25 protein-coding genes are annotated in these 23,812 nt (G+C 66.7%); 13 read left to right on the top strand and 12 right to left on the bottom strand.

The window, feature by feature from the left end; translation table 11 throughout:
• Window positions 1-156 precede the first annotated feature (156 nt).
• Together AAC979_RS01150 and AAC979_RS01155 are read right to left on the bottom strand one after the other, a co-directional pair.
• Window positions 157-759 carry a HutD family protein gene (locus tag AAC979_RS01150; RefSeq protein WP_371344990.1) on the bottom strand — a complete coding sequence of 201 codons (603 nt, stop codon included), beginning with the start codon at window positions 757-759 and terminating at the stop codon, window positions 157-159.
• 100 nt (window positions 760-859) lie between these two features.
• Complete coding sequence (locus AAC979_RS01155) at window positions 860-1,804, bottom strand: LysR family transcriptional regulator (RefSeq protein WP_371344991.1); 945 nt, start codon at window positions 1,802-1,804, stop codon at window positions 860-862.
• 89 nt (window positions 1,805-1,893) lie between these two features.
• Between AAC979_RS01155 and AAC979_RS01160 the strand changes: the two genes are divergently transcribed.
• The 7 genes from AAC979_RS01160 to AAC979_RS01190 all read left to right on the top strand — a co-directional run bounded on the left by AAC979_RS01160 (window position 1,894) and on the right by AAC979_RS01190 (window position 6,690).
• The gene (locus AAC979_RS01160) at window positions 1,894-3,357 is read left to right on the top strand and encodes a 4-hydroxyphenylacetate 3-hydroxylase family protein (protein ID WP_371344992.1); all 1,464 of its coding nucleotides are present in this window, start codon (window positions 1,894-1,896) and stop codon (window positions 3,355-3,357) included.
• Between the two features lie 12 nt (window positions 3,358-3,369).
• Window positions 3,370-3,861, top strand: a complete 492-nt coding sequence (locus tag AAC979_RS01165) for a flavin reductase family protein (RefSeq protein ID WP_371344993.1) — start codon at window positions 3,370-3,372, stop codon at window positions 3,859-3,861.
• 43 nt (window positions 3,862-3,904) lie between these two features.
• Window positions 3,905-4,327, top strand: a complete 423-nt coding sequence (locus tag AAC979_RS01170; RefSeq protein WP_371344994.1) for a RidA family protein — start codon at window positions 3,905-3,907, stop codon at window positions 4,325-4,327.
• 7 nt (window positions 4,328-4,334) lie between these two features.
• Window positions 4,335-5,009 carry a DUF1028 domain-containing protein gene (locus AAC979_RS01175; protein ID WP_371344995.1) on the top strand — a complete coding sequence of 225 codons (675 nt, stop codon included), beginning with the start codon at window positions 4,335-4,337 and terminating at the stop codon, window positions 5,007-5,009.
• A 147-nt stretch (window positions 5,010-5,156) separates the two neighbouring features.
• Window positions 5,157-5,582 (top strand): heme-binding protein, encoded by a 426-nt coding sequence (locus AAC979_RS01180; RefSeq protein ID WP_371344996.1) that lies wholly within the window; start codon window positions 5,157-5,159, stop codon window positions 5,580-5,582.
• Window positions 5,579-6,205 carry a glutathione S-transferase family protein gene (locus AAC979_RS01185; protein WP_371344997.1) on the top strand — a complete coding sequence of 209 codons (627 nt, stop codon included), beginning with the start codon at window positions 5,579-5,581 and terminating at the stop codon, window positions 6,203-6,205. Before AAC979_RS01180 ends, AAC979_RS01185 begins: the two co-directional genes overlap by 4 nt.
• Before the next feature lie 17 nt (window positions 6,206-6,222).
• Entirely contained in the window at window positions 6,223-6,690 is a 468-nt protein-coding gene (locus AAC979_RS01190; RefSeq protein ID WP_371344998.1) for a type II 3-dehydroquinate dehydratase, read from the top strand.
• A 27-nt stretch (window positions 6,691-6,717) separates the two neighbouring features.
• On the opposite strand, the gene AAC979_RS01195 is transcribed toward AAC979_RS01190, so the two are convergent.
• Both AAC979_RS01195 and pxpB read right to left on the bottom strand, forming a co-directional pair.
• On the bottom strand, window positions 6,718-7,749 hold the full coding sequence (locus AAC979_RS01195) for a biotin-dependent carboxyltransferase family protein (RefSeq protein ID WP_371344999.1): 1,032 nt from the start codon (window positions 7,747-7,749) through the stop codon (window positions 6,718-6,720).
• On the bottom strand, window positions 7,746-8,489 hold the full coding sequence (gene pxpB / locus AAC979_RS01200; protein ID WP_371345000.1) for a 5-oxoprolinase subunit PxpB: 744 nt from the start codon (window positions 8,487-8,489) through the stop codon (window positions 7,746-7,748). Before pxpB ends, AAC979_RS01195 begins: the two co-directional genes overlap by 4 nt.
• Window positions 8,490-8,588: 99 nt before the next feature.
• Here pxpB and AAC979_RS01205 point away from each other — a divergent pair, with 99 nt between their 5' ends.
• Window positions 8,589-9,365, top strand: coding sequence for a LamB/YcsF family protein (locus AAC979_RS01205; RefSeq protein WP_371345001.1), 777 nt, complete (start codon window positions 8,589-8,591; stop codon window positions 9,363-9,365).
• 12 nt (window positions 9,366-9,377) lie between these two features.
• On the opposite strand, the gene AAC979_RS01210 is transcribed toward AAC979_RS01205, so the two are convergent.
• The 3 genes from AAC979_RS01210 to AAC979_RS01220 all read right to left on the bottom strand — a co-directional run bounded on the left by AAC979_RS01210 (window position 9,378) and on the right by AAC979_RS01220 (window position 11,884).
• Window positions 9,378-10,355: a sodium-dependent bicarbonate transport family permease gene (locus AAC979_RS01210; RefSeq protein WP_371345002.1), complete on the bottom strand. Its 978-nt coding sequence runs from the start codon at window positions 10,353-10,355 to the stop codon at window positions 9,378-9,380.
• A 131-nt stretch (window positions 10,356-10,486) separates the two neighbouring features.
• Window positions 10,487-11,473 carry a TerC family protein gene (locus tag AAC979_RS01215; RefSeq protein ID WP_371345003.1) on the bottom strand — a complete coding sequence of 329 codons (987 nt, stop codon included), beginning with the start codon at window positions 11,471-11,473 and terminating at the stop codon, window positions 10,487-10,489.
• 174 nt (window positions 11,474-11,647) lie between these two features.
• Window positions 11,648-11,884: a hypothetical protein gene (locus AAC979_RS01220; RefSeq protein ID WP_371345004.1), complete on the bottom strand. Its 237-nt coding sequence runs from the start codon at window positions 11,882-11,884 to the stop codon at window positions 11,648-11,650.
• 94 nt (window positions 11,885-11,978) lie between these two features.
• On the opposite strand from AAC979_RS01220, the gene AAC979_RS01225 reads away from it, so the two are divergent.
• Window positions 11,979-12,899 carry a hydrogen peroxide-inducible genes activator gene (locus AAC979_RS01225; RefSeq protein WP_371345005.1) on the top strand — a complete coding sequence of 307 codons (921 nt, stop codon included), beginning with the start codon at window positions 11,979-11,981 and terminating at the stop codon, window positions 12,897-12,899.
• Here AAC979_RS01225 and AAC979_RS01230 read toward each other — a convergent pair.
• The gene (locus AAC979_RS01230; protein WP_371345006.1) at window positions 12,833-13,579 is read right to left on the bottom strand and encodes a TetR/AcrR family transcriptional regulator; all 747 of its coding nucleotides are present in this window, start codon (window positions 13,577-13,579) and stop codon (window positions 12,833-12,835) included. The two genes, AAC979_RS01225 and AAC979_RS01230, sit on opposite strands and share 67 nt — an antisense overlap.
• Before the next feature lie 144 nt (window positions 13,580-13,723).
• Here AAC979_RS01230 and AAC979_RS01235 point away from each other — a divergent pair, with 144 nt between their 5' ends.
• From AAC979_RS01235 to AAC979_RS01245, 3 genes are read left to right on the top strand one after another with little or no spacing between them, the layout of a single operon-like run.
• The gene (locus AAC979_RS01235; protein ID WP_371348970.1) at window positions 13,724-14,953 is read left to right on the top strand and encodes an efflux RND transporter periplasmic adaptor subunit; all 1,230 of its coding nucleotides are present in this window, start codon (window positions 13,724-13,726) and stop codon (window positions 14,951-14,953) included.
• Between the two features lie 10 nt (window positions 14,954-14,963).
• Window positions 14,964-18,119 (top strand): efflux RND transporter permease subunit, encoded by a 3,156-nt coding sequence (locus tag AAC979_RS01240; RefSeq protein ID WP_371345007.1) that lies wholly within the window; start codon window positions 14,964-14,966, stop codon window positions 18,117-18,119.
• Window positions 18,120-18,165: 46 nt separating this feature from the next.
• Window positions 18,166-19,758, top strand: coding sequence for an efflux transporter outer membrane subunit (locus AAC979_RS01245; protein WP_371345008.1), 1,593 nt, complete (start codon window positions 18,166-18,168; stop codon window positions 19,756-19,758).
• Between the two features lie 14 nt (window positions 19,759-19,772).
• Here the strand turns inward: AAC979_RS01245 and AAC979_RS01250 are convergent, their stop codons facing one another.
• From AAC979_RS01250 to AAC979_RS01265, 4 genes are read right to left on the bottom strand one after another with little or no spacing between them, the layout of a single operon-like run.
• Window positions 19,773-20,618 (bottom strand): metal ABC transporter permease, encoded by an 846-nt coding sequence (locus AAC979_RS01250; RefSeq protein ID WP_371348971.1) that lies wholly within the window; start codon window positions 20,616-20,618, stop codon window positions 19,773-19,775.
• Window positions 20,609-21,472: a metal ABC transporter permease gene (locus tag AAC979_RS01255; protein WP_371348972.1), complete on the bottom strand. Its 864-nt coding sequence runs from the start codon at window positions 21,470-21,472 to the stop codon at window positions 20,609-20,611. Before AAC979_RS01255 ends, AAC979_RS01250 begins: the two co-directional genes overlap by 10 nt.
• Entirely contained in the window at window positions 21,472-22,359 is an 888-nt protein-coding gene (locus AAC979_RS01260; protein ID WP_371345009.1) for a manganese/iron ABC transporter ATP-binding protein, read from the bottom strand. Before AAC979_RS01260 ends, AAC979_RS01255 begins: the two co-directional genes overlap by 1 nt.
• Entirely contained in the window at window positions 22,356-23,312 is a 957-nt protein-coding gene (locus tag AAC979_RS01265; protein WP_371345010.1) for a metal ABC transporter substrate-binding protein, read from the bottom strand. The genes AAC979_RS01260 and AAC979_RS01265 overlap by 4 nt, the downstream gene beginning before the upstream one ends.
• Before the next feature lie 207 nt (window positions 23,313-23,519).
• Between AAC979_RS01265 and AAC979_RS01270 the strand changes: the two genes are divergently transcribed.
• Entirely contained in the window at window positions 23,520-23,774 is a 255-nt protein-coding gene (locus AAC979_RS01270) for a DUF2188 domain-containing protein (protein ID WP_371345011.1), read from the top strand.
• The last annotated feature ends 38 nt before the right edge of the window (window positions 23,775-23,812 follow it).

Consider the following 23,812-nt stretch of genomic DNA (forward strand, 5'->3'; position numbering starts at 1 on the left):
CGTTATGGCCGCGCGCGGCCAGCCCATGCCGCCGGGCATGTTCCCGCTTCATCGAACCCGTCTCCGAAGGTTTTGTTATTTTTCCTGTCGGGAAATGGTGCGCTGCGAAGCTTGGATCGGAAAATACTTTTACCCGTTACATAAAATAGACAAATCTTATGCAGCCGCCGCGCGCGCCCCGGTGGGGGTGAGAAAGGCCACCACCGCCTCGCCAGCCGGCTCGCAGCTTACCCGCAGCGTCTGCGCGTCGGCGGCCAGCAGCGTCTCGCCGGGGCGCACCAGCACCGCGCCGGCGGCATCGCCCACCTGCCAGATGCCGGTCACGGCGTGGAGCATCACCCGTCCGCCCTCGGGGGCGGCGAGCAGCGGGCCATTGCCGCCGGTGGCCGGCATCACCTGCGCATGCCAGCGCCCGCGCCGGGTCATCACATTCAGCACCTCCGCCGGCCCGTCCTGCAGCAGCGAGCGCGGCTGCAGCACGCTGTCGAAATAGAACGGCTCCAGCCGCGCCAGCGCCCGTGTCTCCTGCGCGAAGGCGAGGGAGAGCGGGTTGGCGCTGAGCCGGGTGATGTGCCGGTCGATGCCGGGGAACGAGGAGAACGGCCCTTCCGCGACAATCGGCGCCAGGCTGATGCGCAGGTCGAAATCCTCATGCGAGGCGCCCTCGGGCAGCAGCAGCACGTCCCGGGTGATACCGCCGCCATTCTTCCACGGCACAAGCCGGTGTTCCGCCGGCCCGATCACCCGCAATCCGTTCATCGCCGCTCGCTCCTGTTCGTCTCTTCTGCTCTAGAGAGCCGCCCGCCCCGCAGGCAATCGGCGCGGGAAACAGTTTGCGGATGCAGTGGATAGGCGGAACCTATCGCACCGTCGCCCGCGGCGAGAGCGTGCCGGGCGCGAACAGGCCGCCGGGGGCGAATGAATTCTTCAGGTGGCGGGCGAACACTTCCACCGCCGGGCGCGGCGTCTGCCGGCGCAGGCGCAGGCTCACCAGCCGCACGGGGGGGAGCGTGTCGGTCAGCGGCACCGAGGCGACGCGCCCGCCATCATGGGTGATCTGGGTGCGCGGCAGCACGTTCTGGATGGTGTAGCCGCGCCCATGGCCGACAAGGCCGCGCGTCAGCTCATAGGCGCGCGAGCGGAAGGCGATGTGCGGCTCCACCCCCACCGAGGCGAACAGACCCATGAAATAGTCGCGCGAATGCGGCAGGTCGAGCAGGATGAAAGGCTCGTCGCGCAGATCGGCGAGGCTGATGCGCTCGCGCTGCGCCAGCGGATGGTCGGGGTGCAGCACCGCATAGGGCGGCAGTTCCGCCAGCGGCTCGGCCATCACCTCCTCCGGCCGGGCGAATTCATAGGACAGCGCCATCTCGGTGCGGCCGGAAATCACCGCGTCGAGAATCTGCTGCTGGTCGCCCTCGTCGAGGCTCACCGTGATGCCGGGATGCGAGCCGGCGAAGGCCGAGAGCAGCCCCGGCATGAAATGGGTGGCGATGGTCCAGAAGCAGCCGACCGCGATCTCGCCGCGCACCTCGTCCGCCATGGCGCGGGCATTCTGGCCGAAATCGCGGGCATGGTTCAGCAGCAGCCGCGCCTCGTTGATGATGCGGGTGCCGGCAATGGTGGTCGTCACGCCTTTTGCATGGTGGCGCACGAAGACCTGCACGCCGTATTCCGCCTCGAACTGGGCGATCGCCGCCGAGATCGAGGGCTGCGAGACGTTCAGATGCCGCGCCGCTTCGGTCAGATTGCCGAAATCGGCGGTGGCGACGACGTAGCGCAGCGCGCGCAGGGAGATGTTCATCAGCTTTTTCTATGTCGAGCAATCAATCAAAATATTTTACCGATCTATTGGCCCAACGCAATATTTCCTCACAGGAAAAGGATGCTTCTATGATCCGCACAGGGCAGGACTATCGGCAGGGTCTTCAGGACGGCCGCGAAATCTGGATGGACGGCGAGCGGGTGAAGGATGTCACCACTCATCCCGCCTTCAAGCCGATCGTCGATGTGCGCGCCCGCATGTACGACATGGCGCATGAGCCGGCCTATCAGGACCGCCTCACCTATGTCGAGGAGAACAAGCGCAACACCATCTTCTACAAGCCGCCGCGCGAGACCAAGGACTGGACCGACAAGCTCGAAGCCGTCGATCTCGTGATGAAGGACATTGGCGGCGTCGTCACCCGCGTTGGCGACGAAACCATTGGCGAGGTGTGGTCGCTGATCGACGGGCGCGACGTGCTGGCCGAGTTCGACCCGCGCTTCGCCGACAATGTCGACCGGCATGTGCAGAACATCTTCGACAACGACATCTTCCACATCTCCGCCAATACCGACCCCAAGGGCGACCGCTCCCTGCCGCCGCAGGAGCAGGACCCCGACATGATGGTGCATGTGGTCAAGGAGACCGATGCCGGCATCGTCATCCGCGGCGCCAAATACGAGACCGCCGCGGCCTATGCCGACCAGGCCTTTCTCAAGCCGACCGTCGGCGCCTGGACCAATGAGACGCTCTCCGACTATGCGGTCGGCGGCATCATCTCGATGAGCGCGCCCGGCGTGAAGCAGATCTGCCGCTCCTCCTTCGCCGGCCGCACCAACCCGCAGGACTACCCGCTGGCCAACAAGTTCGACGAGGTCGAATCCCTCGTCATCTTCGATAATGTGCTGATCCCGTGGGAGAACGTGTTCTTCTACCGTCACACCAAGGCGGCGCAGTACATCCGCGCCACGCTGCACCGCTACTCGGCGTTTCCTTATGTCCACCGCCTGCTCTATGTCGCCGACATGATGATCGGCGCGGCGATGTGGAACGCCAAGCAGACCGGCCTCGACAAGCTGCAATCGGTGCGGGAGAAACTGGCCGATCTCGTCTGCTACCGCGAGGGCATCAACGCCCATCTCACCGCCTCGATCGCTTTGGCCGAAAAGAGCCCCGGCGGGCTGCTGATGCCCAACCAGTCGCTGCTCTATGCCGGGCGCGTGCATGGCTGTTCCAACCTGCCGGCGATGATGCACATCGCCCGCGAGCTGTGCGGCGGGCAGATCTGCGTCACCCCCAACGCCGCCGCCTTCCACAATGCCGGCTCCGGCGACTGGCTGAAGAAGTTCTACACGCTGAACAAGCAGTGGGAGGCGGAGGACCGCCGCAAGCTGCTGGCCTTCGCCCGCGACCTGCTCAATTCCGACTATGCCGGCCATCGGCTGACCTTCGTGCAGTTCGCGCAGGCCCCGCACTTCAACCACCTCAACGCCGTCTACAACGCCTTCGACTTCTCCGGCCCGCTGGATTTCGTCCGCAAGGCGGCCGGGCTGTCGGACAAGGTGACCGGCAAGGTCGCCAGCGCCAACTGAGGAGAGACGCCGATGCACGCCATCGACCCCGCCGCCTTCCGCCACGCCATGGGCCGCACCGCCGCCGGCGTGACCGTGGTGACGAGCGACGGGGCGCATGGCCGTGTCGGCGTCACCGTCTCCAGCCTGTCCTCGCTGTCGCTGGAACCGCCCTCGGTGCTGTTCTGCCTGCACCGGGACAGCCGCTGCCTGCCGGTGCTGCTCGCCAATGGCGTGTTCGCCGCCAACATCCTCGCCCAGGGCCAGCAGCGCGTGGCGGACTCCTTCGCCGGGCTGGTGCCGGAACTGCGCGAGGACCGGTTCGGGGCCGGCGACTGGGACGGCCTCGCCACCGGCGCGCCGCTGCTGCGCGGGGCGCTGTGCCGCTTCGACTGCCGGCTGGCGCATGTGTTCGACTATGGCACCCACCGCATCGTCACCGGCGATGTGGTGGCGCTGGAAACCCATGCCGAGCATCCGCTCGTCTATTCCAACCGAAGCTACCGCCGGCTTGAAGTGGCGTGAGCGCCGTCCCCCTGTCTCTCCCTCTCCAGCAAAGAGCCCCTTCATGCCGACGCACACGCGCATCCGCCCCTTCAACACCAAGCAGACCTATCCCGAGCAGAAGCTGAACAACGACCTCTCGCAGGGGGTGGTGGCGCGGGGAACCATGGTGTTCCTGCGCGGACAGGTGGCGCAGGATCTCGACACGCGCGAGAGCCTGCACATCGGCGATGCCGGCGCGCAGGCCGCCAAGGCGATGGCCAATATCAAGATGCTGCTGGAAGAGGCGGGCAGCGAGATGAGCCATATCTGCCGCATCGTCGTCTACCTCACCGACATCCGCTACCGCGAGGCGGTGTATCAGGAGATGGGCAAGTGGATGGGCGGCGTGTTCCCCTGTTCCACCGGCCTCGTCGTGCCGGCGCTGGCGCGGCCGGAATGGCTGGTCGAAATCGAGGTCACCGCCGTCATCCCCGATCCCGCGTGAGGCGCGCATGACCTTCTCCATCTCCGCCCGCTGCCCGCGCACCGGGCAGTTTGGCATCGCGGTGTCCTCCTCCTCCCCGGCGGTGGCGGCGCGCTGCGCCCATGCCCGCGCCGGCGTCGGCGCGGTGGCGACACAGAACATCACCGATCCGACGCTGGGGCCGAAGGGGCTGGAGCTGATGGCCGCCGGCCTCTCGGCGCCGCAGGCGCTGGCCAGGCTGGCGGCGGAGGGGGCGCATATCGACTATCGCCAGATCGCGCTGGTGGACACTGAGGGCCGCACCGCCGGCTTTTCCGGCGGCAAGACACTCGGCACCCATCACATCGCTGAGGGCGAGGGCGTGGTGGCGGCCGGCAATCTTCTCGCCTCAAAGCATGTGCCGCAGGCGATGATCGAGGCCTTCGCCGCCGCTCCCGGCCCCCTCGGCGACCGGCTGGTCGCCGCCATGCAAGCGGCGCTCATCGCCGGCGGCGAGGAGGGGCCGGTGCATTCGGTCGGCATGCTGATCGTCGACAAGGTTGCGTGGCCGGTGGCGGACCTGCGGGTGGACTGGCACGACAGCGACCCGATCGGCGCGCTGGCCGCGCTGTGGGAATTGTGGAAGCCGCAGATGGACGCCTATGTCACCCGCGCGCTCGATCCCTCCACCGCGCCCTCCTACGGCGTGCCGGGGGATGAGTGAGGGGCGGCGCTGATCGTCATCCCGGCCGACGCGCAGCGGAGAGCCGGGATCGCTCGCCCATTCTCCCATGATCCCGGATCGGGCCCTTCGGCCCGTCCGGGATGACGCCGTTTCAAGAAGCACCTCCCGCCACCCAAGCGAGGCCCCATGTCCGTCACCCGTCCGGCGCTGAAGCTCACCCATGAGGGCGCGCTGAAAATGCTCGCCGCCGCCGTCGCCAGAGCGAGCGATATGGGCGTGCCGCAGAATATCAACATCGTCGACGAAGGCGGCAACCTCCTCGCCTTCGTGCGGATGGACGGCGCCAAGCTGCTCTCGCGCGAGACCTCGCTGTCCAAGGCGATCACCGCCGCCTCGCACCGCCAGCCTTCCTCCCGGCTGAACCCGGCCGACGAGATCAAGCTCTCCCTCGCCGCCGGCCAGCGGCTGACCAATCTGGAAGGCGGGCTTCCCATCATCATTGACGGCGTCTGCGTCGGCGGCATCGGCGTCGGTTCGGGCAAGGGGGCGGAGGATGTCGAGGTGGCGCGCGCCGCGCTTGCCGCCATCGGCGCGGAGGACCAGATCCCGTGAAACTGCTCCACGCCCCCACATCGCCTTTCGTGCGCAAGGTCATGGTCGTCGCGCTGGAGACCGGGCTGGCGGACCGCATCGAGATTGTATTCAACGCCGCCAGCCCGCTGCAGCGCGACCCGGCGCTGACCGCGCTCAATCCGCTTGGCAAGATCCCGGCGCTGGTGCTGGACGACGGCGCGGTGCTCTATGACAGCGCCGTCATCTGCGAATATCTCGCCGGCCTCGCCGGCGACCGCGACCTCTTCCCCACCGGCCCGGCGCGGTGGCCGGCGCTGACAATGCAGGCGCTCGGCGACGGGCTGCTCGATGCCGCCGTCGGCACACGCTACGAGACGGTGATGCGGCCGGAGGCGCTGCGCTGGCCGGAGTGGCGGGAGGCGCAGATGGCGAAGATATCGGGCGCGCTCGATGTCATCGAGCAGTCTGTCCGCACCGGCCTCATCGGTCTCACTGTCCACCACATCGGCCTCATCACCCTCGGCTGCGCGCTCGGCTATCTCGACTTCCGCTATGCAGATTTGCAATGGCGCGAGGGCCGTCCGGCGGCGGCGGAATGGTTCGCCGGCTTCGACGCCCGCCCTGCCATGGCCGCCACCCGCCCGCGCGAGCGCGTCGCCTGATCTTCTCCGAAAAAGCGTTGGATATCATGAGCTTGCCGTCGCTGCGCCTGTTCGTTCTCAACGGCGCCAACACCAATCTCTATGGCCTCGACCCCACCGGCCCCTATGGCGCGCTGACGCTTGAGGACATCGCGGAGGATTGCCGCGCGCGGGCGCAAGCCCTTGGCGCGTCGGTCGATTTCCGGCAAACCAACCATGAGGGCCTGCTGGTCGACTGGATTCAGGAGGCGCGCAACGGAGCGGACGGCATCGTCATCAACGCCGGCAGCCTCTCCTACACCTCCATCGCCGTGCTCGACGCCCTTTCCGCCGTCGCCAAGCCGGCATTCCAGGTGCATGTGAGCAACGTGTTCACGCGCGAACCCTTCCGCCACCACGCCCCGCTGGCGGCGGCAGTGACCGGCTGCATCATCGGTCTGGGCCCCTCAGGCTATGGCGCGGCGGTGGAAGCGCTGATCGCCCACATCCGGCGGGGAGGGGCATAAGTAACTCTATTATTTTGATAAATAGCTTCACACGCCGCTGGTCACGCCCGAGATCAGATTGGCGTCGTACAGCGCTGCGATGTCGATGCGCCCGCTCTCGCGCACCGGCGCCAGCGTCGCGAGCAGCCGCTGCAGCTCCGCCTCTGCCGCTCGGCGTGCCTCCTCGGCCTGCACCACATTCACCGCCTGGAAGCGGAGCGTCGAGCCCGGCACCAGCCGGCCGGCCAGCGGCAGGTCGGCGGAGATGACGGTGGCGATTTTCGCATAACCGCCAATGGTTTGATGGTCGGCGAGCAGGAGGATGGGAAGCCCCGATCCCGGCACCTGCACCGCGCCGGTGACGATGCCGTCCGAGACGATGTCGGCGCCGCCGCGAAAGCCCAGCGCCGGCCCTTCGAGCCGCAGCCCCATGCGGTCGGCCTCGCGCGAGACGCGGTAGGGCGCGCTGAAGAAGGTCGCCAGCGCCGCCTCGGTGAAGGCGTCGGCCTGCGGTCCCGGCACCGCCCGCAGCGTCACCTCGCCGGCGGCGCCGGCTAGGGAGGGCAGGGCGAGGCAGGGGCCTAAGGCGTTGGGAATGTTAACATTCAGCCGGTCGCCCGCCATCAGCGCCCGTCCCTCATGGCCGCCAAAGCCGCCCTTGAGATCGGTTGATCGCGAGCCAAGGACGGGCGGAACGTCGATCCCGCCGGCGACAGCCAGCACCGCGCAGCCCGAGCCGGTCAGAGCGCCGATGCGCACCCGCGCGCCGTCCGGCACGTCAATGGCCCGCCACGCGCCATAGCGCTGCGTTTCGCCGCCAATTGTCACCTCGATATCCGCCTGCGCGCCCGTCAGCGCCATCCGCAGCGGCCCGCCGGCGACCTCAAATACCGGGCCGAGCAGGCGAATTTCCAGCGCTGCCGCTCCGGTCGCGTTGCCCACCAGCGCATTGGCGAGCCGCAGCGCCATGCTGTCCAGCGCCCCGCACACCGGCACGCCATAGGCCTGAAAGCCCGTGCGTCCAAGATCCTGCACCGTCGTCTGCAGGCCGGGCTGGAGGATGGCGAGCTGGGCGCTCACGCCGATATCCCTTCCGCTTCAGGCAGATAGAGCCCCTGTGCGACCGCCTTGGCAATGGCGGCATGGGCGTCGGCGTTCACCGGCACGAACCGCACCCCGTCGCCCGGCGCGAACAGGGTCGGCGGCATTCGGGCGGGATCGAAGAAGCGCAGCGGCGTATGGCCGATGAGGTGCCAGCCGCCCGGCGACGCGACGGGGTAGATGCCGGTCATGCGTTGGGCGATGGCGACCGAGCCCGGCGGCACCCGGACCCGCGGGCTCGCCCGGCGCGGCAGGTCGAGCGCGGCCGGCAGGTCGCCGAGATAGGCGAAACCCGGCAAGAACCCTTGCGCGTAAACGCGGTAGAGCGTGCCGGCATGCAGCGCGGCCACCTCCGCCTCGCTCAGTCCGGTCGCCGCCGCGACCTCGGCGAGGTCCGCCCCCCCCGCGCCGCCATACAGCACCGGGATCCGCCAGATGCGGGCGGGGTTGGTGCTGGCCGCATCGTCCAGTTCCAGCGCGCCGATAAGCCCTTTCAATACCTCCGCATTCGTGATCAGCGGATCGTAATGCACCAGCAGCGAGCGGAAGCTGGGCACGGTCTCCACCAGCCCCGCCGGCGGCGCGGCGGCCAAAAGCGCGGCGGTGCGGTGGACGAGGGCGTTGATCGCCGGGTCGATGCGCTCCCCGAACTCGACCGCGAAGGCGGTGTCGCCGACGGGAAGAAAACGCGCCGTTTCGCGGATGCGTGTCGCCGTCATCGCTCCCCCTGCGCGCCGTCCCGCTGCGTGGTTCCGCCGTGAAATCTGTTACCGTATAAAGGCTTGAACGTGCGGATGTCAGGCGGTGGGAGAAGTTTGTTGGCGAAACGCATCAACATCAATGCCGATCTCGGCGAGGGCTTCGGGCATTACGCCATCGGCAATGACGACGCGATGCTGAAAATCGTCAACAGCGTCAATGTCGCCTGTGGCTTTCACGCCGGCGACGCTACCATCATGCGCGAGGTATGCCTCAAGGCGAAGGAGAACGGCGTCTCGGTGGGCGCCCATCCCGGCTTCAACGATCTCTGGGGCTTCGGCCGCCGGCAGATCCGCATGAACGCGGACGATCTCGAATATCTCGTCGCCTACCAGCTTGGCGCCCTCGCCGGAATGGCGGCCTATGCCGGGGTGAAGGTCACCCATGTGAAGCCGCATGGCGCGCTCAACAATATGTGCGCGGTGGAGCGGGACTATGCCCGCGCCGTCGCCCGCGCCATCAAGGTGGTCGACCCGGCGCTCTATTATCTCGCCTTGTCGGGCACCGAGATGGAGAAGGCGGCGGTCGATCTCGGCGTGCCGCTGGCGCGGGAGGCCTTCATCGACCGCCTTTATGAGGATGACGGCAATCTGCGCGCGCGGAGCTATGCCGACGCGATGATCCGCGATCCCGCCGTGGCGGCGGAACGCGCCGTACGCATGGTGCTGGAGGGCGAGATTGTATCAGTGCAAGGCAGGCGCATGCCGACAAGGTTCGACTCGCTCTGTTTGCACGGCGACGAGCCCACCGCCCTCGCCGTCGCCACCGCCTGCTGCGCGGCGCTGCGCGCAGCCGGCATCGAACTCGTCACCCTGCCGGAGATGATGGCCGGCTGAAATTGTCCGGGCTTAGCCGTAAAGCAAGCCCGCAAGCGCGGCATAGAGCGGTATGCCAAGCACCACATTGAAGGGGAAGGTGATGGCCAGCGAGGCAGCCAGCGAATAGGCCGCGTTCGCTTCCGGCAGGGCGAGCCGGACCGCGGCCGGGGCGGCGATGTAGGAGGCGCTCGCCGCCAGCGTCGCCAGCACCACCGCGCCGCCTTGCGAGAGCCCGGCCGCATGGCCGGCGAGCAGGCCGAGCCCGCCATTGATTAGCGGCGCGAGCAGGGCGAAGGCGAAGAGGCGTCCGCCCGCCTTCCACGCCGCGTCGGCCTTTTCCGCCGCAACGATGCCGAGTTCCAGCAGGAACAGGCACAGGAAGCCGAGGAACAGATCGCCGAAAAACGGCCGCACCGGCGCCAGTCCGGCCTTGCCGATGATCCCGCCGATCACCAGCCCGCCGACCAGAAGCAGAAAACTCTTGGCTGAGACGACCTCGTGCAGCGCCGGCCCGAGCGAGGGTGGCCCCTGCACCGTGCCGTCGCCTCCCGCCCCCGCGAGCCGGGCGATGACGAGGGCGACGACGATGGCGGGCGCCTCCATCAGCGCCAGTAGGGCGGTCATGAAGCCTTCATGAGGGAGGCCGGCCCGTTCGAGATAACTGACCACGGCGATGAAGGTGACGGCGGAGACCGAGCCGTAATGCGCGGCGAGCGAGGCGGCATCGGCGACGCTGAAGCCGGCGATCCGGCGCAGGGCGCCATAGCACCACAGCGGAATGAGCAGCCCGAGCGCGAGGGCCGCAGCCGCGGGCCCGGCGAAATCGGCCCAGCGTGTTTCCGCCAGTTCCGCACCGCCTTTCAGGCCGATCGCCAGCAGGAGATAGATCGACACGGCCTCGAACACCGGCGCCGGCACACGCAGATTGCTGCGCAAGGCGCAGGCAAGCGCTCCCAGCCCGAAACACAGGACAGGTGGCGAGAGCAGGGCGGCGCTGGCGAGCGACATGGAGGAGCTTCCTTGGCGAGGGCGAGTGGGCTGTCAGGCAAGGGCCGGACGCGGCACCGCTCTGCGGTTGCCGGCCCGGCCCGGAAGGAGGTGATGGGAGGGCCGGCGCCGTGGCGCCGGCCCTTGTGTGGTCAGTGCGCGCCAAGCTCGTTCTTGCGGGTCTTCCACAGCGAGAAGAAAATGCCGCCGGCGATCATCGCCACCGTCACGCCCAGCGAAATCGCCGGGTCGAGCTTGCCGTAGTAGTAGTTCCAGAAGATCTTGCCGCCGATGAACACCAGCACGAGCGCCAGGGCGTATTTCAGGTATTCGAAGCGGTGCACCATGGCGGCCAGGGCAAAGTAGAGGGCGCGCAGGCCGAGGATCGCCATGATGTTGGCGGTGAAGACGATGTAGGTGTCGGTGGTGATGGCGAAGATCGCCGGCACCGAGTCGACCGCGAAGATCAGGTCGGCGATGTTGATGACCACCAGCGCCAGGAACAGCGGCGTTACCCACAGCACCATCTTGCCCGTCACCGGGTGCGGCTGGCGCACGATGAAGCGCTGGCCGTGCAACTGAGGCGTCACGCGCAGGATGCGCGAGAGCAGGCGCACCACCGGGTTCTTCGAGATGTCCTGCTCGCCTTCCTTGACGATCAGCATCTTGATGCCGGTGGCGACGAGGAACGCGCCGAACAGCAGCAGCACCCAGTCATATTCCTGCACCAGCGCGGCGCCGACGCCGATCATGATGCCGCGTAGCACCAGCACGGCGATGATGCCCCAGACAAGGGCGCGGTATTGGTAGATGCGAGGAATGGCGAAGTAGCTGAAGATCAAGGAGATGACGAAGACATTGTCGATCGACAGCGCTTTCTCGATGGCATAGCCGGTGAAGTACTGCATGCTGGCGTCGGCGCCGCGCGAGTACCATACCCAGCCGCCGAACAGCACGGCCACAGCGATGTAGAACAGCGAGAGACGCAGGCTTTCGCCGATGCCGAGTTCCTTGTCGCCCTTGTTCAGCACGCCGAGGTCGAAGGCGAGCAACACGAAGACGATGGCGAGGAAGCTCAGCCAGAGCCAGGCGGGCGTGCCGACAATGTCGGCGGTGATCAGCGATATCAGTGTGTCCATGGGGTCCTCGGTTCAGGCTCCACGACGCGCGCCGGCATGCCGACCTGCGGCGCCGGAGTGGCGGCACAGGTCGTTCATGCAGGCGGATGCTGGGAGCGGGTTAGCGTGAGGACCGACATGGCGGCGGGGGCCGTCAGAGGGACCCGGACCTCGGCGTGACGCGAAAGGGGGCGTTTAGCGCAGGCGCGGAAGCGCCAGATCGGTAAAGCGTCCGGGCCGGCGTGTGGCACGCATCTCGGTCCGCTCACGCCCCTCGCGGCGCAGATAGTCGATCTGGGCGATGAGCTGGCGCTTGATGCGCTTGAGTGCCATCAGGCGCTCGCCATCCGGTTTCTCACGGCGGCGCTCGGCCGCGAGTTCGACATCGAGCAACTGGCTCCGGGTCGTCAGTGACTTGAGGAACTGGTCCACGTCAACCTCCTTTCGCTGCGGGGAAGATGGCGTAGACGGGTTCATAGTTCCAATGCATAGTCTCAATATCATTGATAGCCTGGAGCTATTAGAAGTGGCCTTTCGCCCCACGCATCGTCAGTTGGAATATGCCGTTGCGCTTGCCGAAACCGGCCATTTCGGCGCGGCGGCGCGCCGCTGCCATGTCTCGCAACCCACGCTGTCGGTGCAGATCGGCCAATTGGAGGCGCAACTCGGCGCCATCTTGTTCGACCGGACCCCAGGCCGTGTTCAGCCGACCGCCATTGGTCTTCGGGTCATCGAGGCGGCGCGTTCGGTACTGCTGACGCTGGACGACATCGTCGCGGTGGCGGCGAGCGGGGCGCGCAATCTCGGTGGGCTGATCCGGTTGGGTGTGGCGCCGACCTTCGGCCCCTATTTCCTGCCGCACCTGCTCTCGCCGCTGCATGCCCGTTTTCCCGCGCTGCAGATCTACATCAAGGAGGAGCGCCCAGCGACGATCCTGCGCGAAGTGGTGTCTGGCGCGATCGACTGCGGGCTAGGGCCGGCGCCTGATTCCGGCCATGCCGTCACTTTCCGCCGACTGTGCCGCGAGACGATCTTTCTCGGCGTGCCCAAGGACCATCCGCTTGCCGCCATCGGCCATGTCGAGCCGCAGGCGCTGCGCGGCGAGCGTCTGCTCACCCTCGGGCGGGGGCATCATCTGTTCGAGCGCACGCGCGAACTCGCCGCCGCCTGCGGAGCCGAGATGCGGGAGGACTATGAGGGCACCAGCCTCGACGCGCTAAGGCAGATGGTTGTCATGGGCATGGGCATGTCGCTGTTTCCCGAGCTTTATGCGCGCTCGGAATTCCGCATGGAGGACGACATCGCCCTGCTCACCCTCGACGGCTGGCCGGCCAGCCGCGAGATGGGCTATTTCTGGCGTGCCGGCAACGGGCGGGCGGCTCAGTTCGAGGAACTCGCGCGCGAAAGCGAAGTCACCTGCGCTGCGCTGGGATTGTCCTCGCGCTGAAGCGCGCGCGTTCGGCTCGGTTCCCTTGCGCTCCCCGGCACATCGCGCCGTGCCACTCCGCCGATGAATACGCGGATGCACTCGCTCACATAAGCTCGCCGACGTGCGCTGCCGGGCCATTGCATCTGGCCGTCGCGGGTCAGCGCGATGGAGCCGCCCACCATGTCGATGAGCATGGTGGCGGCGTCGAGCGCGTCCGGCACGTCGAGGCGCCCCAGCGCGCACTGGCTGTCGATCCAGTCCGCCAGGAGCCTCAGCACGGCGCGCCGTCCGAATTTCTCGGAGATCGCCTTGAGTTCCGGATTTACCGCCGCTTCGAGGATGAGGAACTGCAGGAACGCGAAACGCTGGCGGTCGGCTTCGTCGTCGAGATCGTTGAAGAAGATGCGCTCCAGCGCCTCCGACAGCGGCAGGTGGTCGTAATCGCCGGGCAGGGCGATCATGCTCTCATTATGCGTTTCGATGATCGCCGCCATGAGCTCCGACTTGCTGGGGAACAGCCGGTAAAGCGTGGTCTTGGAAATGCGGCAGCGGGACGCGACGATGTCAGTGGTCATGCGCGCATAGCCCAGCTCCTGGAAGATGAGCAGCGCCTGATTCACGATCGACCGGCGCTTTGCGGCGTCCGGCACGGCCTTCGGGCGGCCGCGCGGACGGGGCCGCGTCGCCCTCATCTGCATCTTGCTCTCTGACACGTGACTGGCACCCCCCTCACCGTGACCCTCCACCGGTCAATTGACAGACAGACAATGCGGATAATATAGATACGGAACGGTACTATAAATAGGAATTTCACGGTGTCGTCATTCTACGCCGCACGTTCGATGCGCATTCCCGCGGCTTTCGCCCTGATCCTCGCGCTTTCCGGGTGCGATGGTCGCGACGGCGGTCCGCCGCAGGGGCCGGGGCCGCAGGGACGGCCGCAGGTCGGCGTCGTGACGGTCAGCCCGCAATCCGTCGCCATCACCGCCGAGATGCCGGGCCGCACCACGGCCTCGCTCGTCGCCGAAGTGCGTCCGCAGGTCGGCGGCATCATCAAGTCGCGGCTCTTCGAGGAAGGTTCCGAGGTCAAGGCGGGCGACGCCCTCTACCAGATCGACCCGGCGAGCTATCAGGCCTCCTATGACAGCGCGCAGGCGAGCCTGCAGAAGGCCGAGGCGGCGGTGCCCAGCGCCCAGTCCAAGGTCGATCGCTACGAAGGGCTGATCAAGCAGAACGCTGTCAGCAAGCAGGATTACGATGACGCGGTTGCGTCGCTGGCGCAGGCCAAGGCCGACGTTGCCGCTGCCAAGGCGGATGTCGACACCGCCCGCATCAATCTCGATTACACCCGCATCACCGCCCCGATCGGCGGGCGGATTGACAAGTCGACACTGACCCCCGGCGCACTGGTGACGGCGAGCCAGGACACCGCGCTCACCACGATACGTACGCTCGATCCGATCAATGTCGATGTCACACAGTCCAGCACCAATCTGCTGAACCTGCGACAGGCGATCCGCGACGGACGGATCAAGATTTCCGGCGACAATGTCCAGGTGCGGCTGGAACTCGACAATGGCGAGACCTACGCCCATCCCGGCACGCTCGAATTCACCTCGGCCTATGTGGATACGACCACCGGCACCTATGGCGTGCGCGCGCAGTTTCCCAATCCCGAGCGGCTGCTGCTGCCGGGCATGTATGTGCGCGCCATCATCGAGGAGGGCGTGGCGCCGGACAGTTTCCTCGTTCCCCAGCGCGGCGTGACGCGCAACACCAAGGGTGAACCTGTCGCGCTTGTCGTCAATGGCGATAACAAGGTCGAGCAGCGCGTGCTCACCGTCTCGCGCAGCGTCGGCAATAGCTGGCTGGTGGACAGCGGTATCCGTGACGGCGACCGGGTCATTGTCGAGGGTAGCCAGTTCGCGCGCCCCGGACAGGATGTCACCCCCGTCGATGTGGTGGTGGACGACACCACCGGCGAGGTGCTGGAGCGCGGGCAGCAGAGCGCGGCGCCCGGCAAAGACCAGGCCTCGCCGCCAACCGCTGCCTCACCCAATCCGTCGAAGTGAGGGCGCGACCATGTCCCGCTTTTTCATTGACCGCCCCGTTTTCGCCTGGGTTCTGGCGCTGCTGGTCATGCTCGGCGGCGTGCTGGCGCTGAACACCCTGCCAATCGCGCAATATCCGCAGATCGCCCCGCCGACGGTCAGCGTCACCGCCTCCTATCCCGGGGCCGACGCCCAGACCGTGGAGAACTCGGTCACCAAGGTGATCGAGCAGGGCCTGACCGGCATAGACAATCTCGACTACATGTCGGCGACCTCGACCTCGACGGGGCAAGCGACGATCACGCTCACCTTCACCAATGCGGCGGATCCCGACATCGCGCAGATGCAGGTGCAGAACAAGCTGCAACTGGTGACGCCGCAACTTCCGAGCGTGGTGCAGACCAATGGCATCTCGGTCGACAAGGCGTCCGACGGCTTCCTGATGGTGATCGGCTTCGTCTCGACCGATGGTCGCATGTCGTCCACCGACGTGTCGGACTATGTCGATTCAACCCTCAACGACACGCTGCGGCGTATCGAGGGCGTGGGCTCGACCACGCTGTTCGGCTCCTCCTATGCCATGCGCATCTGGCTCGACCCGGAAAAGCTCGCCAAGTACCAGTTGATGCCGAGCGATGTGGCCAGCGCCATACAGGCGCAGAACACACAGGTGTCGGCCGGGCAGGTCGGCGGGCTGCCGGCACGCCCCGGCCAGCAGCTCAACGCCACCGTCACGTCCCGTTCGCGGCTGCAGACACCCGAGCAGTTCCGCAACATCATCGTCAAGAGCACGTCCGACGGCTCGCTGGTGCGCATCAATGATGTCGCCACAGTCGAACTGGCGGCAGAGAGCTACACCACTGCCTCGCGCTATAACGGCATGCCGGCCGGTGGCCTCGCCATCAATCTCGCGACGGGAGCCAATGCCGTCGCCACGGCGGAGCGGGTGAAGTCCGCCATCGAGCGGATGAAGCCGACCTTCCCGGAGAATGTCGACGTCGTCTATCCCTACGACACAACCCCCTTCGTCCTGCTGTCGATCGAGGAGGTGGTGCGCACGCTGGTCGAGGCCATCGGTCTTGTCTTCGTGGTCATGTTCATCTTCCTGCAGAACGTCCGCGCGACGCTCATCCCCTCTCTGGCGGTGCCGGTGGTGCTGCTCGGCACCTTCGGCGTGCTGGCGCTGTTCGGCTACTCCATCAACACGCTCACCATGTTCGCCATGGTGCTGGCCATTGGCCTGCTCGTCGACGACGCGATCGTCGTGGTGGAGAATGTCGAGCGGGTGATGGAGGAGGAGGGCCTGTCGCCCAAGGAGGCGACCCGCAAATCCATGGGCGAGATCACCGGCGCGCTGGTCGGCATCGCCACCGTGCTGTCGGCCGTGTTCATTCCCATGGCGTTTTTCGGTGGCTCGGTCGGCGTCATCTACCGGCAGTTCTCCGTCACCATCGTCTCGGCGATGATCCTCTCGGTTCTGGTGGCGCTGATACTGACGCCGGCGCTGTGCGCCACCATCCTCAAGCCGCCGCGCGAGCATGCGAAGAGCCGTGGCTTCTTCGGCTGGTTCAACCGCAATTTCGACCGCACCACCACGGCCTATCGCAGCGGGGCCGCCGGGGTGCTGGCGCGTGCGGGGCGCTTCCTCGCAATCTTCCTCGTGCTCGCCATCGGCATGGGCTGGATGTTCGTGCGGCTGCCATCCTCCTTCCTGCCGGAGGAGGACCAGGGCATCCTCATCACTATGGTGCAGCTCCCGGCCGGCGCGACCGCGGACCGCACCGAGAAGGTGCTGGACACCGTCCGCCAGCATTTCCTCGAAGGGGAAAAAGAGGCGGTCGAGGGCATTTTCACCGTCAACGGCTTCGGTTTCAGCGGCGAGGGCCAGAATCTCGGCATCGCCTTCATCCGCCTGAAGCCTTTTGATGAGCGAAAGTCGCCCGCCGTCTCCGCCGCCGCCGTCGCCGGCCGCGCCATGGCGCAGCTTCATGTGCGCGACGCGATGGTCTTCACGCTCAATCCGCCGGCGATCCAGGGCATGGGCAATTCCGGCGGCTTCAGCTTCTATCTTCAGGACATGACCGGCGTCGGGCACGAAAAGCTGATGGCGGCGCGCAACCAGCTTCTCGGCATGGCCGCCCAGGATCATCGCCTGGTGGCGACGCGGCCGAACGGGCTGGAGGACCAGCCCCAGCTTGTGGTCGATATCGACCAGGAGAAGGCGAGCGCGCTCGGCGTGTCGCTCGCAGACATCAATGACACGCTCTCCACCGCCTGGGGCAGCGATTATGTGAACGACTTCCTCGACCGCGGCCGGGTGAAGAAGGTCTATCTCCAGTCGGCCGCCGATTTCCGCATGCAGCCGGAGGATCTCGCCAAATGGGAGGTCCGCAACTCCAGCGGCACGATGGTGCCCTTTTCCTCCTTCGCCTCGACGCGCTGGACCTATGGCTCGCCTCGGCTGGAGCGCTTCAACGGCGCCTCGGCGGTGGAGATACAGGGGCAGGCGGCGCCGGGCGTCTCTTCGGGCGTGGCGATGGACGCCATCGACACGCTAGTCGGCCAGCTTCCGCCGGGCTTCACCCATGAATGGACCGGCCTGTCGCATCAGGAACGTCTCTCCGCCAATCAGGCGACGGCGCTCTACGCCATTTCCGTGCTGGTCATCTTCCTCTGCCTCGCCGCGCTTTATGAAAGCTGGTCGATCCCTTTCGCCGTGCTGATGTCGGTGCCGATCGGCATATTCGGCGCGCTGCTGGCGGCCACCTTGTTCGACCAGAGCAACGACGTCTATTTCAAGGTCGGCCTGCTCACTACCATCGGCCTCGCGGCGAAGAACGCGATCCTGATCGTCGAATTCGCCATTGAGCGGCAAGCGCATGGGGTGAGCCTCGTCGAGGCGACCCTGGACGCGGCCCGCCAGCGGCTGCGTCCGATCCTGATGACCTCCTTCGCCTTCATCCTCGGCGTGACGCCGCTCGCCATCGCCAGCGGACCGGGCTCCGGCGCCCAGAACGCCATCGGCATTGGCGTGATGGGCGGCATGATCGCGGCCACGGTGCTCGGCCTGTTCTTCGTGCCGCTGCTGTTCGTGGTCGTCCGCCGGTTCTTCCCCGGCAAGCTGCCCAGCGCGGCCGCCGCCCCGAACGCCGATTCCGGGGAGGCACCCCATGCCCCGCAGGCCTGACCCGCGCCGCTCCGCCGCCTCTTGTCTTCGCCTCTCAGGTGAACCGATGTCCCTGCCGCCCGCGACCTGCTTCTCCTTCCGCGCCGTGCTGCCTCGCCTCGCCGGCACGGCTTTCGTTGCCGCCCTGCTCGGCGGATGCGCGGTGGGGCCGGATTACCGTGCGCCCGACCTCACCCTGCCGGCAAAATGGGGGACGGCCTCGCCAACGGTGACCGTCACCGGCGAGGAAGGGGACAATCATCCGCCGGAACTGGCGCAATGGTGGAAACGGCTCGGCGACCCGACGCTGAACCGCCTGATCGACGAGGCGGTGGCGGGCAATCTTGATGTCGCCACGGCCAAAGCCCGGGTGCGGCAGGCCCGCGCCACCCGCCGGGAGGCGATGGCCGCGCTTGCTCCCACACTGACGGGTTCGGGCAGCTATACGCGCGCCGCCAATGGCAGCAACGTCTCCGATACCGGCACGGTTACCGTGGCGCGACCGTTCGATTCGTTCGACCTTGGCGCCAATGCCGGCTGGGAACTCGACCTGTTCGGCGAAAATCGCCGTGCGGCCGAGGCGGCCACCTATGGGCTCGATGCCGCGCAGGAGACGTTGCGCAATACGTTGCTTACCCTCATCGGCGACGTGGCGACCTACTATGCCGAAGCGCGCGGCTATCAGGCGCGGGCGGCGCTGGCGCGCCGTACCGCCGCCTCGCAGCGAGAAACCGCCGCTCTCACTCGCACCAAGCTGCAGGTCGGCTCGGCCTCGGCCGCGGATGTCGCCAATGCGGAGGGGCAGGCTGCGAGCACCGAGGCCAATATTCCCGAACTTGAGTCGAACTACCAGCAGAGCGTGCATCAGCTCGCCATCCTGCTCGGCCAGCCGCCAAGCGCGCTGAACGGGTTGATGAAGAAGCCGGCGGCGATTCCCACCCCGGTGAAGCCGATCCCGCGCGGCGTGCCGGCCAATGTACTGCTCTCGCGGCCTGATGTGCGCCTCGCCGAGCGCCAATATGCCCAGTACACGGCCCAGATCGGTCAGGCGGAAGCGGCGCTCTATCCCGATGTGAGCCTGACCGGTTCCATCTCCACCTCGGGGGCGACGTTGGGCGACCTCGCCAAGAGCTCGAGCGTGAGCTGGAGCTTCGGCCCGAGCGTGAGCATCCCCATCTTCAATGGCGGCCAGCTCAAGGCGGCCGTGGAATTTGCTCAGGCTCAGCGCGACGAGTACTTCCTCAATTACCGCGCCGCCGTGCTCACGGCGCTGCAGGATGTCGAGAATGCCAGCGTCTCGCTGCAGCAGGAACGGCTCAAATATAAGAGCCTGAGTGCCTCCGCCGCCTCCTATCGGCAGGCGGTCTCGCTGGCGCGCACGCTCTACCAGAGCGGCTCGTCAAGCTTCCTCGACGTGCTCGTGGCCGAGCGCTCGGCCTATTCGGCCGACGATTCCGTGCTCACCAGCCAGGTTGCCATCGCCACCGATTATGTCGCGCTCAACAAGGCGCTCGGCGGCGGTTGGACCGGCACGATCGACGACCGCACGCCGGCGGTGGTCGACACGCAGATGGCCCCGCGTCTGGTCTCCCTCGACCATACCGGTCTCACTCCGCGCGAGCCGGAGGACCAGGGCATCGGGGAAGCCTTCGCGCATTGACGGGGAAGAGGCGGTTAGCCCGCCTCTCCCGCCTGCACCCGGCGCGCCGCCAGTGAAGACCGCAGCAGAGCGGCGATGAAGACGAAGCTCATCAGCAGAACGATGGTCGGGGCCGGGGCACTATCGAGGAAGAAGGAAAGGTAGACGCCCAGCAGCGAGGCGATCACCGCCACGCTGAGCGCCGCCGCCAGCATGGCGCCGAAGGTCCGCGTGAGCAGAAAGGCGATGGCGCCCGGCGCAATCAGCATGGCGATGGCGAGGATCAGCCCCACGGCGGTGAGCGCACCGACAATGGTGAGCGAGATCAGGCACAGCAGGCCGTAATGCAGCCACCCGACCGGCAGGCCGACGGCGCGGGCCTGTATGGGATCGAAGGCATGGAGCAGGAAATCGCGCCATTTCACCGCGATGACCGCCGCCACCACCGCCGCGACCGCCGCGGTCTCGCCAATGTCGCGCCAGGAGACGCCGAGCATGTCGCCGAACAGGATATGGTCGAGATGCACCTCGGACTGGATTTTCACATAGAGCACCAGCCCGACACCGAACATGCCGGAGAACACGATGCCCATCACCGTGTCCTGCTTGATGCGGCTATTGTCCTTGAGATAGCCGGTCGCCACCGCGCAGAACATGCCGGCGGCGAAGGCGCCCAGCGCCAGCGGCAAGCCGAGGATGTAGGCCAGTACCACCCCGGGAAAAACCGCGTGGGAAATGGCGTCGCCCATCAGCGACCATCCCTTCAGCACCAGGAAGCAGGAAAGCAGCGCCATCGGCACCGCCACCAGCCCGGAGATGACGAGGGCATTGACCATGAAGTCGAACTGGAAGGGGGAGAGCAGGGTCTCGATCATGCCGATGCCTCCGCCTTGAGGGCTTCGGCCGCCCGCCGCCGCGCCGCCAGCATGCCGTGCTTCGGGGCGAGGACGAAGGCGGTGAGGAACACCAGGGTCTGCAGCACCACGATGATGCCGCCGGTGGCGCCGTCGAGGAAATAGCTGGCATAGGCGCCGAGAAAGCTGGTGCCGGCGCCTATAGCGACGGCGATCGCCAGCAGGCGGGGAAAACGGTCGGCCAGCAGATAGGCGGTGGCGCCGGGCGTGACGACCAGGCAGATGACGAGAAAGGCGCCCACCGTCTGCAGCGCGGCCACTGTGGAGGCGGCTAGCAGGGTGAAGAACATGATTTTCAGCGCGGTGGGCTTGAGGCCGATGGAGCGGGCATGCGCCTCGTCGAAGAACACCGCCATCAGGTCGCGCCACTTCACCAGAAGGATCGCCAGCGACACGGTGCCGATGATGGCGAGTTGCAGCGTGTCCTCCGGCGTGATGGTGAGGATGTTGCCGAGCACAATGGTCTGGATGTTCACCGAGGTCGGCGAAAGCGAGACCATGAACAGGCCGAGCGCGAAGAAGGAGGAAAAGATCAGCCCGATGATCGCGTCCTCCCGCAGCCTTGTCCGCTGGTTGAGGAACAGCATCGCCGCGGCAGCTAGCCCGCCGGAAAAGAAGGCGCCGATGGCGAAGGGCAGGCCGAGCATGTAGGCACCCGCCACGCCCGGCACGATGGCGTGCGACAGCGCGTCGCCGATCAGCGACCAGCCCTTGAGCATGAGATAGCAGGAGAGGAAGGCGCACACCGCCCCGACGAGAGCCGAGACCCACATGGCATTGCGCATATATTCATAGCCGAAGGGCTCGGCCAGCAGTGTCATCACGGCGCGGTCTCCGTCGCTCGCGGCGGGCGCTCACCCTTCTCGCCATAGAACACCAGCGGGCGCTCGTCGTCGCTCAGCACGGCGAGCTGGCGGCTGTCATCGTCGGCGTGCAAGCCCGCACCGTCGAGCACGAAATGGCGCAGCACGCCGCCGAAAGTCTTTTCCAGATTGGCCTCGGTGAAAATCTCCGATGTTGGGCCGGAAGCGAGCACCGTGCCTTTCACCAGCACGGTACGGTCGCAAAATTCCGGCACGCTGCCGAGATTGTGGGTGGACACCAGCATCACCCGTCCTTCGTCGCGCAGCGCCCGCAACAGGGCGATGATCGCCTCCTCGGTCTTCACGTCGACCCCGGTGAACGGCTCGTCGAGCAGGATCACCTTCGCGTCCTGCGCCAGCGCGCGGGCGAGGAAGACGCGCTTCTTCTGCCCGCCGGAGAGTTCGCCGATCTGCCGCTTGCGGAACTCGCTCATATTGACGCGGGCCAGCGCGTCGGTGACGGCGGCCCGGTCGGCGGCGCGGGGCAGTCGCATCAGCCCCATATGGCCGTAGCGCCCCATCATCACCACGTCTTCCACCAGTACGGGGAAGTTCCAGTCCACTTCCTCGCTCTGCGGCACATAGGCGACGAGGTTGCGCTTCAGCGCTGCCGTGACGCTGTCGCCGAGAATGCGAATGTCGCCGGAGGCGAGCCGCACGAACCCCATGATCGCCTTGAACAGGGTCGACTTGCCCGAGCCATTGACCCCGACCAGCGCCGTGATGGTGCCTGTCGGGATAGCGAAGCTGGCGTCGCGCAGCGCGGTGTGGCCGTTGCGATAGGTCACCGAGACATGGCGGACGGCGAGGCCCTCGGCAGTGGCGACGGGGGTCCGAACATTCATTGCGATAGCCCCTTGGCCAAGCCCTTTTCCAGCGTGCCTGTGGTGACAGTGAGCAGGTCGATATAGGTCGGCACCGGGCCGTCGGCCTCGCTCAGCGAGTCCACATAGAGCACGCCGCCATAGAGCGCCCCGGTCTCGCGCGCTACCTGCCGCGCCGGCTTGTCGGAGACGGTGCTTTCGCTGAACACGGCGGGAATCTTGTTGGCCCGCACCGCGTCGATCACCTTGCGCACCTGCTGCGGCGTGCCCTGCTGGTCGGCATTGATCGGCCAGAGATAAAGCTCCTTCAGCCCGAAATCCCGTGCGAGATAGGAAAAGGCCCCCTCGCTCGACACCAGCCAGCGCTTGTCGGCGGGAATAGCGTCGAGTTCAGCGCGGATCGGCGCCACGGCGGCTTCGATCTTCGCCTTGTAGGCAGCCGCATTCGCCGCATAGGTCGCGGCGTTGGCGGGGTCATATTTCATGAAGGCGTCGCGGATATTGTCGACATAGATCAGCGCGTTGGCGGGCGACATCCAGGCATGCGGGTTGGGCTTGCCGCTATAGGGCCCCTGGGAAATGCTGATCGGTTCGACGCCAGCGGAAACGACGACGCTCGGTACATCCTTGAGATTGCGGAAGAATTTCTCAAACCAGAGTTCGAGGTTCAGCCCGTTCCAGAGGATAAGCTGCGCACCTTGGGCGCGCTGGATGTCGCCGGGTGTGGGGGCGTAATTGTGGATCTCGGCACCGGGCTTGGTGATCGATTCAACCACCGCCGCATCGCCTGCCACATTGCGCGCCATGTCGGCGATGACGGTGAAGGTCGTCACAGCCTTGAACTTTGGTGCGGCGCCCGCGCTCTCCTGCGCCCGCGCGGCGGAGGCACCGGCCAGCCCCGCCATCAGTACTCCGGCCAGAACACCGGCGGCACCGAGGCGGACAAGCACGGCACGTCGCGAGGGTGTCGTCATGCTGGGATGCTCCTTTTGCGAATGAGTTGCAAAAGCATTCTACGTCAACTTCGCTACCTTGCAACTGCAAATGAGTTGCAGAAAGGCGGTCTCCGGGCGTCGGGCGTGGCAATCGGCAAGGGGAGCCTCCCTTCGTGGGGCAGGCTGCCTTGTCAGTCTTCGGAACTGTCAGCCGAACTTACGGGTTAGAAGGCGGGAGGATCACCCATGAGCCATATTCGCTACGAGATCGTCGAACATGATGGCGGCTGGGCCTACAAGCTCGGCGACGTTTTCTCCGAAACTCATCCCACGCACGATTCGGCCCTTGCGGCCGCACGCGAGGCGGCGGCTCGTCAGTCCCTTTCTGGCGAAACCCGCCCGATCGCCTATCAGGACCGCAGCGGGCGCTGGCATGAGGAAGTCGCCCAGGGTGGCGACCGTCCCGAGGTCGAAGTCGAGGACACGACGAAGGGTGCGTGAAGCTCAACGCGCGCCAAGCGCCGCGCGCCAGGCCTGCC

Origin of the sequence: Ancylobacter sp. IITR112, from assembly GCF_041415945.1 — a bacterium.
Lineage (GTDB): Bacteria > Pseudomonadota > Alphaproteobacteria > Rhizobiales > Xanthobacteraceae > Ancylobacter.

Bases quoted from the DNA above. Each gene is read 5' to 3' on its own strand.
- AAC979_RS01160 (WP_371344992.1), top strand. From the start codon at position 1,894: ATGATCCGCACAGGGCAGGACTATCGGCAGGGTCTTCAGGACGGCCGC.
- AAC979_RS01155 (WP_371344991.1), bottom strand. From the start codon at position 1,804: ATGAACATCTCCCTGCGCGCGCTGCGCTACGTCGTCGCCACCGCCGAT.
- AAC979_RS01165 (WP_371344993.1), top strand. From the start codon at position 3,370: ATGCACGCCATCGACCCCGCCGCCTTCCGCCACGCCATGGGCCGCACC.
- AAC979_RS01230 (WP_371345006.1), bottom strand. From the start codon at position 13,579: ATGCAGATGAGGGCGACGCGGCCCCGTCCGCGCGGCCGCCCGAAGGCC.
- AAC979_RS01270 (WP_371345011.1), top strand. From the start codon at position 23,520: ATGAGCCATATTCGCTACGAGATCGTCGAACATGATGGCGGCTGGGCC.
- AAC979_RS01150 (WP_371344990.1), bottom strand. From the start codon at position 759: ATGAACGGATTGCGGGTGATCGGGCCGGCGGAACACCGGCTTGTGCCG.
- AAC979_RS01170 (WP_371344994.1), top strand. From the start codon at position 3,905: ATGCCGACGCACACGCGCATCCGCCCCTTCAACACCAAGCAGACCTAT.
- AAC979_RS01240 (WP_371345007.1), top strand. From the start codon at position 14,964: ATGTCCCGCTTTTTCATTGACCGCCCCGTTTTCGCCTGGGTTCTGGCG.
- AAC979_RS01265 (WP_371345010.1), bottom strand. From the start codon at position 23,312: ATGACGACACCCTCGCGACGTGCCGTGCTTGTCCGCCTCGGTGCCGCC.
- AAC979_RS01255 (WP_371348972.1), bottom strand. From the start codon at position 21,472: ATGACACTGCTGGCCGAGCCCTTCGGCTATGAATATATGCGCAATGCC.
- AAC979_RS01210 (WP_371345002.1), bottom strand. From the start codon at position 10,355: ATGTCGCTCGCCAGCGCCGCCCTGCTCTCGCCACCTGTCCTGTGTTTC.
- AAC979_RS01245 (WP_371345008.1), top strand. From the start codon at position 18,166: ATGTCCCTGCCGCCCGCGACCTGCTTCTCCTTCCGCGCCGTGCTGCCT.
- AAC979_RS01215 (WP_371345003.1), bottom strand. From the start codon at position 11,473: ATGGACACACTGATATCGCTGATCACCGCCGACATTGTCGGCACGCCC.
- AAC979_RS01260 (WP_371345009.1), bottom strand. From the start codon at position 22,359: ATGAATGTTCGGACCCCCGTCGCCACTGCCGAGGGCCTCGCCGTCCGC.
- AAC979_RS01180 (WP_371344996.1), top strand. From the start codon at position 5,157: ATGTCCGTCACCCGTCCGGCGCTGAAGCTCACCCATGAGGGCGCGCTG.
- AAC979_RS01235 (WP_371348970.1), top strand. From the start codon at position 13,724: ATGCGCATTCCCGCGGCTTTCGCCCTGATCCTCGCGCTTTCCGGGTGC.
- AAC979_RS01175 (WP_371344995.1), top strand. From the start codon at position 4,335: ATGACCTTCTCCATCTCCGCCCGCTGCCCGCGCACCGGGCAGTTTGGC.
- pxpB (WP_371345000.1), bottom strand. From the start codon at position 8,489: ATGACGGCGACACGCATCCGCGAAACGGCGCGTTTTCTTCCCGTCGGC.